11 protein-coding genes and 1 pseudogene are annotated in these 14,048 nt (G+C 45.1%); 8 read left to right on the plus strand and 4 right to left on the minus strand.

Annotated elements, in window-relative coordinates; translation table 11 throughout:
- Window positions 1-36 precede the first annotated feature (36 nt).
- From pstA to phoU, 3 genes are all read left to right on the plus strand, one after another.
- Entirely contained in the window at window positions 37-1,695 is a 1,659-nt protein-coding gene (gene pstA / locus L5M49_RS07125) for a phosphate ABC transporter permease PstA (protein ID WP_028760532.1), read from the plus strand.
- 33 nt (window positions 1,696-1,728) lie between these two features.
- Window positions 1,729-2,547 (plus strand): phosphate ABC transporter ATP-binding protein PstB, encoded by an 819-nt coding sequence (gene pstB / locus L5M49_RS07130; protein ID WP_028760531.1) that lies wholly within the window; start codon window positions 1,729-1,731, stop codon window positions 2,545-2,547.
- 70 nt (window positions 2,548-2,617) lie between these two features.
- The gene (gene phoU / locus L5M49_RS07135) at window positions 2,618-3,328 is read left to right on the plus strand and encodes a phosphate signaling complex protein PhoU (protein ID WP_263265726.1); all 711 of its coding nucleotides are present in this window, start codon (window positions 2,618-2,620) and stop codon (window positions 3,326-3,328) included.
- A gap of 1,185 nt (window positions 3,329-4,513) precedes the next feature.
- On the opposite strand, the pseudogene L5M49_RS07140 reads toward phoU, so the two are convergent.
- From L5M49_RS07140 to L5M49_RS07150, 3 genes and pseudogenes are all read right to left on the minus strand, one after another.
- Window positions 4,514-5,505, minus strand: a pseudogene (locus L5M49_RS07140) (transposase).
- A gap of 357 nt (window positions 5,506-5,862) precedes the next feature.
- Complete coding sequence (locus L5M49_RS07145) at window positions 5,863-6,285, minus strand: hypothetical protein (protein ID WP_173245720.1); 423 nt, start codon at window positions 6,283-6,285, stop codon at window positions 5,863-5,865.
- A gap of 524 nt (window positions 6,286-6,809) precedes the next feature.
- Window positions 6,810-7,205, minus strand: a complete 396-nt coding sequence (locus L5M49_RS07150; RefSeq protein WP_263265727.1) for a VOC family protein — start codon at window positions 7,203-7,205, stop codon at window positions 6,810-6,812.
- Between the two features lie 185 nt (window positions 7,206-7,390).
- On the opposite strand from L5M49_RS07150, the gene L5M49_RS07155 reads away from it, so the two are divergent.
- The 3 genes from L5M49_RS07155 to L5M49_RS07165 all read left to right on the plus strand — a co-directional run bounded on the left by L5M49_RS07155 (window position 7,391) and on the right by L5M49_RS07165 (window position 10,861).
- Window positions 7,391-7,972, plus strand: a complete 582-nt coding sequence (locus tag L5M49_RS07155) for a DUF502 domain-containing protein (protein WP_263265728.1) — start codon at window positions 7,391-7,393, stop codon at window positions 7,970-7,972.
- Between the two features lie 398 nt (window positions 7,973-8,370).
- Window positions 8,371-10,347, plus strand: a complete 1,977-nt coding sequence (locus L5M49_RS07160; protein WP_105249669.1) for a BCCT family transporter — start codon at window positions 8,371-8,373, stop codon at window positions 10,345-10,347.
- Between the two features lie 151 nt (window positions 10,348-10,498).
- Entirely contained in the window at window positions 10,499-10,861 is a 363-nt protein-coding gene (locus tag L5M49_RS07165) for a YajD family HNH nuclease (protein ID WP_028760525.1), read from the plus strand.
- A gap of 57 nt (window positions 10,862-10,918) precedes the next feature.
- Here the strand turns inward: L5M49_RS07165 and L5M49_RS07170 are convergent, their stop codons facing one another.
- A complete protein-coding gene (locus L5M49_RS07170; RefSeq protein ID WP_006085323.1) occupies window positions 10,919-11,152 on the minus strand; it encodes a DUF1289 domain-containing protein in 234 nt (77 codons plus the stop codon).
- 233 nt (window positions 11,153-11,385) lie between these two features.
- Between L5M49_RS07170 and L5M49_RS07175 the strand changes: the two genes are divergently transcribed.
- Both L5M49_RS07175 and L5M49_RS07180 read left to right on the plus strand, forming a co-directional pair.
- Window positions 11,386-12,735 carry an SAM-dependent methyltransferase gene (locus L5M49_RS07175; RefSeq protein WP_263149028.1) on the plus strand — a complete coding sequence of 450 codons (1,350 nt, stop codon included), beginning with the start codon at window positions 11,386-11,388 and terminating at the stop codon, window positions 12,733-12,735.
- 253 nt (window positions 12,736-12,988) lie between these two features.
- Window positions 12,989-14,038 (plus strand): 3-oxoacyl-ACP synthase III, encoded by a 1,050-nt coding sequence (locus L5M49_RS07180; protein WP_028760522.1) that lies wholly within the window; start codon window positions 12,989-12,991, stop codon window positions 14,036-14,038.
- Window positions 14,039-14,048 lie beyond the last annotated feature (10 nt).

Here is a 14,048-nt window from a genome sequence, read left to right on the forward strand (position 1 = left end):
ATACTATTTCGCCAGTGACCTTGAGAGGTTTGTGCAATGGGTAAGTGGGTAAAATCAGGCTCGCCATGGATATGGATGACGGGCGGTGCTGTGAGCATCAGTTTGATTGCCGTCTTAGGCTTATTATTGTTAATAGCATGGCGCGGCTTAAGTTACTTTTGGCCTGCAACCGTTTACCAGTGGGAGCTTGAAGATAACACGGGTGTACGTTCGACCTTAATTGGTGAGGTTTACGATAGGGAAGAAGTACCGACTGAGCGTTTGATTGCTGCTGGCCATGTGTTTAAGCAACATCCGGGCGAGTTTGTGACCCGTTACTTAGTGAAAACCGGTAACCGTGAATTTGTGGGTTTGGATTTCCGCTGGATATTAGGTACGGACATTGTTAGCCGTTCTGTGCCAAGCGAGGTCGCACTGATCGAGCGGGCTAAAAACGGTAACTTCTACGGTTATCCGATAGCCGTGATTGAAAATGGCAAGCGTCTTGATTTAGTGAATGATGCGATTGAATCCTCCTTAATGGAGCATATCGAACGCGCTGTTGCCTTATCGGACAAAGCGGTTGATTTGCAGAAGCAAGATATTGGTTCGATTAACTACGCCATTGAAAAATTGCGTTTGCAGGAGCGTCGTTTCGAGCTGGATGGGGAACTGACTGACAGTATTAAAGCTGAGTTGGTCGCCAAGAGAGCTCAACTGCAAGAAGATTACTTAGTGCTTGAAAAAGCGTTATTTGCCCTGCGTGATGATGCGGCGCGTGACTCGGTTATCGTCCGAGATATGCGCGGCGAAGAAGTTGAACTGAAGCTTGATACCGTTCTGGATGTGACCTATGTGAATCACTTAGGACTCATAGGCAAAATTGGTAAGTGGTTTGTCGGTATTGGACGCTTTATGAGTGACGATCCGCGTGAAGCCAACACTGAGGGTGGCGTGTTCCCCGCGATTTTCGGCACTGTATTTATGGTGATGTTGATGGCGGTGATCGTGACGCCATTTGGCGTGGTCGCGGCGGTTTATCTACATGAATATGCTAAGAAAGGCCCTATTACTAAGATGATCCGTATTGCGGTAATCAACTTAGCGGGTGTGCCCTCGATTGTGTATGGTGTATTCGGTTTAGGTTTCTTCGTGTACATGATGGGCGGTTCCATCGACCAATTGTTTTACGCTGAAGCTTTGCCTGCTCCTACCTTTGGTTCGCCAGGGGTGATTTGGTCGGCATTAACCCTCGCGATTTTGACGCTGCCAGTGGTTATTGTGTCGACTGAAGAAGGGTTAAGTCGTATTCCAAGCGCGGTGCGTCAAGGTAGTTTGGCACTGGGCGCGACTAAGGCTGAAACCCTGTGGCGGATTGTGATCCCGATGGCGAGTCCAGCGATCATGACGGGTTTGATTTTAGCGGTCGCTCGTGCTGCCGGTGAAGTGGCACCGCTGATGTTGGTGGGTGTCGTGAAATTAGCGCCAACATTACCACTGGACTTTAACTTCCCGTTTGTGCATTTAGAACGTAAGTTCATGCACTTAGGGTTCCATATATATGATGTGGGCTTCCAGAGTCCTAACGTTGAAGCGGCACGTCCTCTGGTGTATGCGACCTCTTTCTTGCTGGTGTCTGTGATTGTGGCACTCAACTTGACGGCCATTAGCGTGCGTAACCACTTACGTGAAAAATATCGTTCGCTTGAGCACTAATCAGCGATTATCCTGAAAGTATTAGGACTAAATATGATTTCTATAGATTCGACAGCAATGAAAACCAATAACTTTGATTTAGCTAACTTAAGCCAGAACGACACCGCGCTGGAGATCCGTAACTTAGATTTGCGCTATGGTGATAAGCAAGCGCTGTTTAATGTATCGATGAAGATCCCCAAGAAGCAAGTCACTGCCTTTATCGGCCCCAGTGGTTGTGGTAAATCGACACTATTGCGCTGTATTAACCGCATGAATGACTTAGTTGATAATTGTCATATTGGCGGCGAGATCTTGCTGCACGGCCAGAATATTTACGACAAGAAAATCGACGTCGCGGCCCTGCGCCGTAATGTCGGTATGGTGTTCCAACGCCCAAATCCTTTCCCTAAGTCGATTTACGAAAACGTTGTTTATGGCTTGAGATTGCAAGGGCTGAATAACCGTCGTGAACTCGACGAAGCGGCTGAGCGTTCATTGCGCGGCGCGGCGATTTGGGACGAAGTTAAAGACAGATTGCACGATAACGCCTTTGGTTTATCTGGCGGTCAACAGCAACGTCTGGTGATTGCCCGTGCGATAGCCATTGAACCAGAAGTGTTATTACTCGACGAACCAACATCGGCACTCGATCCGATTTCGACGCTGACGATTGAAGAGTTAATCACTGAGCTTAAGACGAAATACACTGTGGTTATCGTGACTCACAACATGCAACAGGCGGCGCGGGTATCGGATCAAACGGCCTTTATGTATATGGGTGAATTAGTTGAATATGCTGATACTAATACGATTTTCACCACGCCGAAAAAACGTAAGACTGAAGATTACATCACAGGACGTTACGGTTAATCGCTTGAGTATCGGATAAGGCCACCACGGCTTGGTATGGGTCAACAGTTAAGTAACAGGTTGGAACGCAATGGAAAACATGAATTTAAGTAAGCACATTTCGGGTCAGTTCACCGCTGAGCTGGATGATATCCGTAATCGAGTGCTCGCCATGGGTGGCTTGGTTGAACGTCAGCTAGAGCAAGCGATTGATGCCTTAAGTGCCCTCGATGCCGAGTTAGCCCAGCGGGTGATTGCAGGCGATCATAAGGTCAATGCGATGGAAGTCTCCATTGACGAAGAATGCACGCGTATTATTGCCAAGCGTCAACCTGCGGCCAGTGATTTACGCTTGATTATCGCTATTTCAAAAACCATCGCCGATCTTGAGCGTATTGGTGATGCCTGTGTGCGGATTGCAAAAGCGGCATTAGATAAACGTTTGAATAAACAGCAGCCTTTGTTAGTTAGCATTGAAAATATGGGGCGTCATGCGACTCGGATGTTGCATGCGACTTTAGATGCCTTGGCCCGTATGGATGCCGATACCGCGTTAGAGCTGCATAAAGAAGATGCTAAGCTTGACCGTGAATATGAAGGCATTATTCGCCAGTTAATGACCTATATGATGGAAGATCCGCGTTCAATCCCAGACATACTCGACGTATTATGGGCTGCACGCGCAGTAGAGCGTGTCGGTGACCGCTGCAAAAATATCTGTGAATACATCATCTACTACGTAAAAGGTAAAGACGTTCGCCATACTTCCTACGAAGATATGGAAAAGGACATGAAAGGCTAACACACGCATTAATCTGCTGTCTTAATGCCATTCGCTGAATACAACGCTCCGCAGTCTCTGTGGAGCGTTTTGCTTTTAGGGCTTTAAATGCGGTTTAATAAATGCCGACTGCTTTTATAGACTGATTTGACAGTACTAATAGCAATGATGAGTCAATTCGATTTGGTAAAAACGCATTGGAAAATACTGCATGGCTATTATGCTGAGTGAACTGTCATTTTAGTTGCTAGGCGTTGGCTGGTATCCACACATACAGGCTTGCCATAGTACTTACTCACCGACACGGTGAATAGAAACCTAGGGTTTCTGAGCTTATGAACGAGAGCCATGGACGGCGAACTGGCTGTTAAATAGGGATGTTGTTCAAGTCCGTCCTTGGATGCTCGACCGCCCCGTCCATGGGGCGGACGGTCGTCTCGCTAATCACCATGGCTCACCTTTCGTGCATTCACGTAACATGTAGATTTAAAAATTATCCGCTTGATTACCTTGTTAGGCCAGAAAATTAAAAATTACATAACTCATTGTAAATAAAAAAATTGGTGCAGTGAGAATATTGAATAATGAATTAACGATTATTTTTCCATTTCTCTCTGATAGACTCACTGAATCTCCTATTTTATAGATATAAACTAATAATCCATTGTCAGCTTCAAATTTGCAGTCAACTCCACTTGAATTCTTGTAAGAAATTTCTATAAGTGTTGTTTTGGCCGTGCCAGTAAGGCTTCTGTTTCTAGTGATGAAATTAGTGACTACACCAGAAACCCTGCTGCCTGTAAATAACAGGTGTAATCTATAAAATAATAAAGCTATGGCGAGTACAAATAAGGAGTAGCTTAAGATTGTGAGGTACCAATACATACCTTTCCCTTTTGAAAGTATGAAGTAGTTATGTGTGTGCCTAACTATTAACGCACTGGCGACAAACCGCGAGTTGCTGTCTTGTTAGCAATCAGTGCAAAAAATCTGGCCATCCATTTTAGATCAACAACATAATGCACTTTTGGTTTGTCTACAACTTGTACGAGCTAAAATTGCTTAAATGAGAGTCATCAAAAGTTGAAGGGCTAAAGCTAAGGCATGAAAATGAGCTAACTCATTAAAAATTAGTGTATTTAAGACATGCTAACCCACCCAATAAAACACATGGGCAGAGATTGGTTTGGTTAAGCAGTATTACAGTTAGTTGCTGTGAAAGTGCTGACAGCTTGCCGCAAAGTGCCGTCGTCGCTTTTCTAGACGTTCATAGTAATCAGTGAGTTCTTGCAGCGTACCCACCGGACCATGAAATAGCTTGCCAAATTCAGTGGACAGCTTGAGCCAATTGTCATGTGGGATATTTAATTTTGTCAGTAACTTAGCGCTATTTTCACTTATTGCCCCACGTTTATCATTGCGGATGATTTGGCCTGTATCATCCACTAATTCGAGATAATCCGTTAAGGAAAACGCAATGCCATTGGGCTGGTTCTCGCGCTCATTACCGATAAAAGGCAGTAGATTTTTAGGTTGTTCACCTTTTAATGCGGCCCGAATGTGCAGCTGAATACTGGTATGGTCGGATTGTTCTGGCGTATCCGCTATTTGGGCTCTAATCGGATTCAAATCAACGTAGGCCATACAGGTTAACACAGCGGCTTCATCGAGTAAGGCTTGATTCTCTATAAAAGAAATAGGTAAACCGTCCTTCCCAAAAACGACCAGTACAGTTATCTTCTTGATTTGCTTGTCTTGCTATCGGTTCATTCAAACATCGTGCTCTTTTGAAAACTTAGGCATGAAATATCGCATAAACGGCTGCGGTAAATGGCGATTGAATGCTTTAATCGGTTGACCTCATGCGCTTCAACTAACTCTCCTTGAACGAATTTTTGCGTTAATTCATCGCCTTTAAACAATTTATGCCACAGCTCAAGTACTTCGCGGTCAGTCCAACGATTGGCACTGTCGATATCGACCCGCAGCACTACATGTAAATGGTTCGACATCACAGCAAAGGCCGCCACATCAATGGCAAAAATGGCTTCAAGTTCAAACAGTAGTGACTCAGCCCAACCACGGCGATGGTCATAGGTATCATCGCCACACAAAAACGCACGCCGAACAACGCGGCTACAGCAATGGTAATAGGGAGTGTCTTCAACACTTATCTGAGTTCTGCGAGGGCGCGGCATACAAACCTCCTTGTTTAATGCTTAACCCAAGCATAGTCGGAGGTTAATTGCTGCGCCATTAAGACTGGGTGTCCAGTTAACTCCTTGCTAAACCCGAGGTGACCATATATGTCCCAGCTTTTCTTTCTATACTTTGATTGAGAGTGCGCGGCATATAAACCTTATTTATATGCTTACAAAAAGCATTGCTAGAAGTATTATGCCACGCTTTTAAGATTATGTGTCTTTGTTTAATCTTTTATTTGTTTTATCCTAATCATCTTAATGAGCAAGATTAGATGCGAAATATTTACCATTAACAATGGTGTCATTTCGATAAATAATCTTAATTCTCTTAACTTAAATAATATCTCATTATTACCACGGAATTCCAGGTAAAGTGTCGGTGCAATCCATTGCTGCAATAACATTCCAACTTGTATAAGTTGATTTATCTCTATAAGGTGGGAGCGGGAATGATTCAAATGATTGTGAAATATGATGGTAGTTCTGATTATAACCTTTGCCCGTAGTTACGTTTACAACTAGAGCCTTGCACCCCCCAGTGACATTCATGTAGGTCATGGTCAATCCTTGCCATATAAAATATTTATTATAATCTCTGTCAATTGCTCTAGTTTCAGGGAATGCTGAATCAACTCCAATATCATTTAAATATTCTGCAATGTAGCCTTTTACGACTTCTTCGCCATTTTTCTTAATGATCATATCAGGGCTTTCTGTAACTGCTGATGCATTAAAAGATAAAGAAATCAATAATGCTAAAGTTCCATTTTTCATGCGATATATCTCCATTTAGTTAATGTGAAAATTAATAAATCACATGTATAATATACGTGTCAATAAAATAATTTTTTTAAAATAGATTTAATATTTACTGGTTTTATTTTTTTAAATAATTTTTATACGCATTGATATGTGATATTAGTAGTTGATGGAGCAATAAATCGAGCCATCCATAAAAAGATATGGATGTCCCCGCTTTTTTAATTGCGATCTAACGACTCAAAATCCCAAGGAATACGCCATCCCCTCGGAGTGCCGCAGGGCGAATAGAGCTCTTGATTTAATAAAGAGTGCGTGAGTTCGGTCATGGATGACCGACTAGCTTTCGCAGGTGCAGGGACGCATCCTTCGGAAGCGATAGCAAATTTGGCAATGAGCACAAGGGGCTTTCAACTCCGTTGGGGCGTCTTGGAGCATCCAAGGAGGATAGGACGAGCAGTCCTCCTTGGTCGGGTGTGGGGTGAAGCCCCACGACTTTGACTTTGATTAAAAAATTCAAATGAAGTTTTTAACTTCGCTTATCCCGTGCAGGCGGGTAGATATTCTGATAACTCAAGCAGGTTACAATCTGGGTCGCGGATATAGACAGAGTTTATCCGGCCTGTGGCACCGGTTCGTAGCGCTGGTCCTTCAATGATTTCAATCTGAAGTGCGTTTAAGTGGGCGATCACTTCTTCTATGTTGTGGCTGACCACAAAACACAGATCGGCACTGCCGGGCGTGGCTGCTGCGGCTTTAGGTTCAAATTCTGCGCCCGCTTGGTGCAGGTTAATCTTTTGGTCGCCAAAACTTAACGCAATACGCTGATTGCCAAATACCACTTTTTTCATCCCGAGCACGGTTTGATAAAATTCGACGCTGACGGCGATGTCTTTTACGGTTAAGACCAAATGATCTAAGCGGGTTACGCGCATTTTACTTTCCTTAGAATAGCTCAGAGCGTGCTCTGAATTTGAACGTTGTCTCTATGCTTGAAACTATTACTGCCAGATACCTTACATCATGTGCTGGTGCAAAAGTGACTCTGTGGTAGCATTTGTGGCGTTTTTTGCGTAAATATTTTATGCCTTCTGTATCCCTATGACTGAATGAGAGTGTGATGAAAAAAACCTTAGCCCGCGGCTTAATGAATCTATTACCTATGGCCTTGAGTTTGTGGCTATTTTGGTCGTTGTTTGTATCGTTAGATGGTTTGGGAATTGTGATTTTAGAGTTGGTAGGGATTAACCAACACTTTGTCGGCGTGGGATTTATGCTGGTGGTGGCATTAGTTTTTGCCGTGGGCCTGCTGTTTTCGGTCAGCCCGATTGTGTGGCTTTATGGTTGGCTTGAGCGCCAGTTGATGCGTTTCCCATTGTTTAAATCGGTTTATGGCAGTATCCGTGATATCGCCTCTTTGATGAATCGTGATGGTAAGCCAACAAGCCAAAAGACAGTGTTAGTGAAACAGGCGAATGGCAGTTTTGTGGTGGGTTTTATTATGACGGATACGCCGCCACAGCCCTTGTTAGATGCGCTACCAGAGGGCGATTGGGTGCCTGTGTTGTTCCAATTGAGCTATCAAATGGCGGGCGTGACGAGCTTAGTTAAGCGGGATGATTTAATTATGGTTGATTGGTCGTTTGAGGAGGCGATGCGCTTCAATTTAACTGCTGGTATCTCGCAGTCACCGACCAAGTAATCCGATGAAGGTTTATGCGTTTTAGCGTTTAAAATTAAATTTGATGATTTTTGTGGTATAATTTTTTGGCGACCAATATGGTCGCCATTTTTTATGCTGAATATTCTAGTAATATATTTGTTTTATGCTAAAGGTGGGTATTAGCTGCCTTAGTGGTGTTAATTCTGTTTATCCATCAATCATTGGCTTAAAAAAGTCGAGTGTTGTTAATCCCGTTGTTCAGATCCTGTCGCGTTTAGCCATAGCGAGTCGTTGCCATGATCTTTGGGATTTCCCCCATACTGGTCATAGATGAGCCACGCAGTATTAACCAAATTTTAAGTATAAGTTTTGTCCTATCTCGCCGTTGGTATGTTGAGATATTTGGAGTGTGAACCCGCTAGAAATAGGGAGAGTCAATGTCAATCAAGTCTAGTATTAATCCGCCGGTATTTTATTCGTCGGTCTTTTTCATCATCTTGATGGTGATGATTTGCGCAGTATGGCCCACAGAGGCAAACACCTTTTTTAGATCAATGCAGTCATGGATAGAAATGAAAGCCGGTTGGCTTTACATTCTAAGTGTGGCGTTTTTCCTGATTTTTATCATATTTGTCATGGTCAGTCGCTTCGGCGATATCAAACTAGGACCAGATCATTCAGTGCCTGACTACAGCTATAAAAGCTGGATCGCCATGTTGTTTTCGGCGGGTATGGGCATAGGTTTGATGTTTTTTGGGGTCGCTGAACCTGTGATGCACTATCTGGCGCCGCCGGATGCAACTCCAGAGAGTCTTATTGCCGCAAAAGAGGCAATGAAGATCACTTTCTTCCATTGGGGACTGCATGCTTGGGCGATTTACGCTGTGGTGGCATTGAGTCTGGCCTATTTCTCTTATCGACATAAGTTACCGTTATTGCCGCGAAGTGCGCTTTATCCCTTAATTGGTGAACGCATCTATGGTCCTATTGGCCATACAGTGGATACCTTTGCTGTGCTTGGCACTATGTTTGGGGTGGCGACATCACTGGGCTTTGGGGTGTTGCAGGTTAACTCGGGTCTGAGTTATCTATTTGAAGGCTTACCCAATAATGCTGTGGTGCAGGTGTGTTTGATTATCGGCATTACTTTATTGGCGACATTATCGGTATTTTCTGGTCTCGATAAAGGCGTGAAACGCTTAAGCGAACTCAATCTGGGTCTCGCGATTATTTTATTGCTTATCGTCTTGATCCTTGGCCCTACGGTTATGCTGTTGCAGGCTTTTGTGCAGAATACCGGTAGTTACTTAAGTGATTTAGTGGGTAAAACCTTTAACTTGTACGCTTATGAACATAAGGAAGATTGGCTCGGAGGCTGGACCTTGCTCTATTGGGGTTGGTGGATTTCCTGGTCTCCTTTTGTCGGTACCTTTATTGCACGTGTAAGCCGCGGCCGTACCATCCGTGAGTTTTTGATTGGTGTGTTATTTGTGCCATCGGCGCTGACCTTTCTGTGGATGACGGTATTTGGTAATACGGCGATTGATTCGATTATGAATCACGGCGCGACCTATCTTGCCGAGGCGGTGAATACCGATGTATCAGTGGCCTTGTTTGTGTTTTTCGAGCACATGCCGTTTCCGACTTTACTTTCTGGGATTGCGATTTGTTTAGTCGTCACTTTCTTTGTGACCTCGTCGGATTCGGGATCCTTAGTGATTGATAATCTTACCTCGGGAGGTGATAACAATGCCCCCGTATGGCAGAGGATCTTTTGGGCACTGTTGCAAGGGGTCGTTGCTTCGGTATTGTTGTTAGCGGGTGGATTACAGGCGCTGCAAACGGCGGCTATCGCCAGTGCTATGCCGTTCTTAGTGGTGATGCTATTCATGTGTCTGGGCTTATTTAAAGCCCTGAAAAATGATTGGCTGAAGATTAATAGCGTGCAGTTACACAATACTAGTGTGCAATACGCCAAAACTAATATGAGCTGGGAAGAGCGTATTGGGGTTTTAGTCTCGCATCCTACCCATGAAGAAGCGCAAGTGTTCTTGAATAATGTGGCTACGCCCGCTTTATCTAAGGTGTGTCAACACTTTATGGCTAAAGGCATAGTGGCCGATCTTGAATACTTAGATGGCCGCGTGCGATTAGTGATCAGCAATGAGGTGAATTTACCCTTTGTTTACGGTGTACGAACGCGTTGTTTTGACATCACTAACCCAATAGGGACTGAAATCGAGCAGGGCAATACCTTGTATTACCGCGCCGAAGTGTACCTTGAACAAGGTGGTCAGCATTACGATGTGATGGGTTATACCGAAGAGCAAATCCTCGCGGATGTGGTGACTCAGTATGAAAAATACTTACACTATTTGCATCTGTCGAATGCCGATCATGCCCACGTAAGTTAAGTAACGTAAGCCTGTAACGTAAGTCGGCTTAGCCATTTACGTCTACAAATCGTGCACCATTAACCCGCAAAGTGCGGGATATATTGCCCCAAGTGATAACTCGGATTATCCTTGGGGCAATTTTTTTAGGGTTTGTTTTAGGGATTACACTATGTCATCAGTGCCAGGCCAGAGTAAGTTAGATAAAGTATTAGCCGATGCGCGGGAGTACAAAGCTAAGCGTGAGAGCGGTTACCGTGAGCAAGCGTTAAAACTCTATCCTTGGGTGTGTGGCCGCTGTACCCGCGAATTTACCCCAAAAAACTTAAGTGAACTGACTGTGCATCATAGGGATCATAACCACGATAACAACCCGTCAGACGGTTCAAACTGGGAATTATTATGTCTTTATTGCCATGACAACGAACATTCTCGCTTTGAAGAATTGATCCGCTACGGTAGCACCACAGAAACCAAGCAAGCGGCGGCGACCTACAATCCCTTTGCTGACTTAAAATCAATGCTGAAAAAATAGTCTTGTAGGCTGTTAGCAGGATGAGCTTGCGCAGAGGGTGGCGTTAGCAGGCGGCGTTTAGTCTTTGTCGGTTAAACGCGCTTCGGCAGCTAACCATTTATCACGACTTAAAATATGCTGGTTTTCACTGCCTTCAAATAAAGCTTTACGGGCGGGAAGTTGCTGACAAATGGCTGCCTGTTGTGCTTCGCTGCTCGTACGCCAACTGACAATTTCATCGATATGTCGAAAGCAGCCCATGCAGTAGTCTTCGTCATTTAAACCGCAGCGTGCGACGCAAGGTGAAAGCATGTGTGTCCTCTGGAGCCTTAAGGTTAGTTAACCGATGCTAGTTAATAGAAGCTAGTTAACCGAAGCCAGTTAATCAAAGTTCGTTAACCTATGCTCGCTAACGCGTGTATTCAGTTAACGATATGGTTGAGTGTTTAAAGGCCGCGATACTAACATTTTTTCGCATAAAGTCATCTTTAGGGCGCATTCCCTTGGCCTAAGGTGAGACAAGTATTTTTTACACTGGGCATGACGTGAACCAAGATAATCTGCAGCAACAATTCACTTACTCACAGCAATTTAGCAAGCTTAATCAGTTGCTTGAAAAGAGTGCTGCCCTGTGGCAAGTGCGTGCATTTGAAGTGAACTCTTTACCTTGGGCACAGGATTTTCCGCAGTTGGCCGAAGCTGTGTGGGCGCTGGCTGATGATGAGCTTGATGGACTCGATGCCGAGCAATCTTTACTGGTTAAGACGCTGTCACCGGCATTAAACCGCGATCTTAGGGCATTAGGCCAAGATTGGGACTTGTCATTACTTACCGCAGCCATTGCTGATATTACTATTACCGATACCACAAAGGTAGATAAAGCGCAGGACAGCGGTTTGTCCTTTGATGATGAGGCGCACTTTAGTGCTCACATTAAAGGCCGAAAATGGCAGCAAATTACCGCCTTTGTGCAGCATTTACCCCAGCTTAATTTACCCGTATTGGAATGGTGTGCAGGAAAAGGGCATTTGGGCCGCTTGATTGCTAAAGCTCGCGGCGCCGATGTGGTGAGCTTAGAGTGGCAGGCGCCGCTGTGTGAAGCAGGGCAGTCCTTTGCTGATAAGTGGCAGTTATCGCAGACTTTTATTTGCGCCGATGCCTTTGCTATTGGCGCTGAGCACAGGGCTATAGCCACTGTCGAAACACCAGTTGAACATCCCTCAGCAGCGAATCCGTTAACAACTCATCCCTTAACTGCTCAGCAGCAAGCAGTTGCTTTGCATGCCTGCGGAGATTTGCATGTTCGGCTGTTAACGCTGGCGGCCGAGGCGGGCACGCAGGCATTGGCGATTTCTCCCTGTTGCTATCATTTAATTCAAGCGAGCCATTATCAGCCGTTATCCATTCTTGCTCAGCAGAGCAGCCTAAAGCTCAGTCGCCATGATTTACAGTTACCGCTGCAGCAGAGTGTGATCGCTAATCCCAAGCAGCAAGCGCTACGCCATCAAGAAATTGCGTGGCGCTTAGGCTTTGATGCACTGCAACGTGAATGTCGACAAATCGACGAATATTTGCCTTTACCCTCGTTAAAACAGAGCCAGTTGAGCGGCAGTTTTACGGATTTTTGCCTGTGGGCAGCCGAGACTAAGGCCGTTAATCTTGCAAAAAACAGGGATTTTGAAGCTTGGCTTGACGTTGGGCGACAAAGACAACAATTAACTCGCCGTATTGATTTAGTCGCGCATTTATTCCGCAGCGCACTGGAGCAGTGGTTAATCTTAGATCGCGCTTGTTTTTTGCAGGAACAAGGATATGGTGTTTGCGTGGGTGAATTTTGTGCAAACAGCGTCACACCAAGAAATACGCTGATTTTAGCGCAAAAAATGGCGGTATAATTTTGCGCGTCTAAAAATATGCTGTACTGTGATGTTTTTTATGAATTATTTCTATATTAGCGCATTTAAGTTTAGTGATAGTTAATTCAGGGCCGTCGTGTTTGGAACCTGCGCTGTGAGACAAGTCTTACACTCAAGATGGTTTTTTATTGAATCATCGGGCTTTTCTTGTTCAAATGTCGCATTAATGACGAATAACAACTGAAAGCTGACCTGCTGGTCAGTCATTCTAGTGAGCGAATAAAACAGTTTCATGAAATATTCCCGCGTATTTATTAATAGCCTGGCCTATGAACTGGCGCCTGTTGTGGTTTCCAGTAGTGAGCTAGAGTCTCGTCTTGCTCCTTTGTATCAAAAGTTCCGTATTCCTATGGGACAGCTTGCCGCATTGACTGGGATTACCGAACGCCGCTGGTGGCCAAAAGGACATCAATTGTCCGACGGTGCGATTAAAGCTGCCCGTAAAGCCATGGTTGAAACTGGGATTGATGTCGCCGATTTAGGTGCGGTTGTCTATACCGGCGTGTGCCGCGATCAACATGAGCCCGCGACCGCGTGTCGTATTGCTGCCGAATTGGGTGTGTCAAAAGACACTGCGATTTACGATATCAGCAATGCTTGTCTTGGGGTGTTATCGGGTATTTTAGATATCGCGAACCGTATTGAGTTGGGTCAAATCAAGGCGGGTATGGTGGTGTCCTGTGAGTCGGCGCGGGATATTGTCGATGTCACTATCGATAACATGTTGGCCGATCCGACCATGCAGAATTTTGCCCAGTCACTGGCGACCTTAACCGGTGGTTCTGGTGCCGTGGCGGTGATTCTTACCGATGGCAGCTTGCCGCTGACAAATGTGCGTCAGCATCAATTGCTGGGTGCATCGCACTTATCGGCGCCTGAGCATCATCAGTTGTGTCAATGGGGTCTGCAGGAAGTGGGGCACAATCTGTACCGCGAGTTTATGCGTACCGATGCCGTTACCTTGCTTAAAGAAGGCGTTGAATTGGCGAAGCACACTTGGGAGCATTTCCTTGAGCAGCGTAATTGGCTGGTTGAGCAAGTGGACAAAGTGATTTGCCATCAAGTGGGTGCCTCAAACCGTAAGCAAGTGCTTAGCGCGTTAAATATTCCCCCCGAAAAAGAATTTCCTACGTATCAGCTGCTGGGCAATATGGGCACAGTGTCGTTACCTGTGACCGCTGCGATGGCGCACGATCAAGGCTTTTTACAAGCGGGCGATCAAGTGAGCTTTTTAGGCATAGGCAGTGGATTGAATTGCATGATGTTAGGTATTAAGTGGTAGGGTGCAGTGC

Source organism: Shewanella sp. SM74 (assembly GCF_025653725.1).
GTDB lineage: Bacteria > Pseudomonadota > Gammaproteobacteria > Enterobacterales > Shewanellaceae > Shewanella > Shewanella oncorhynchi.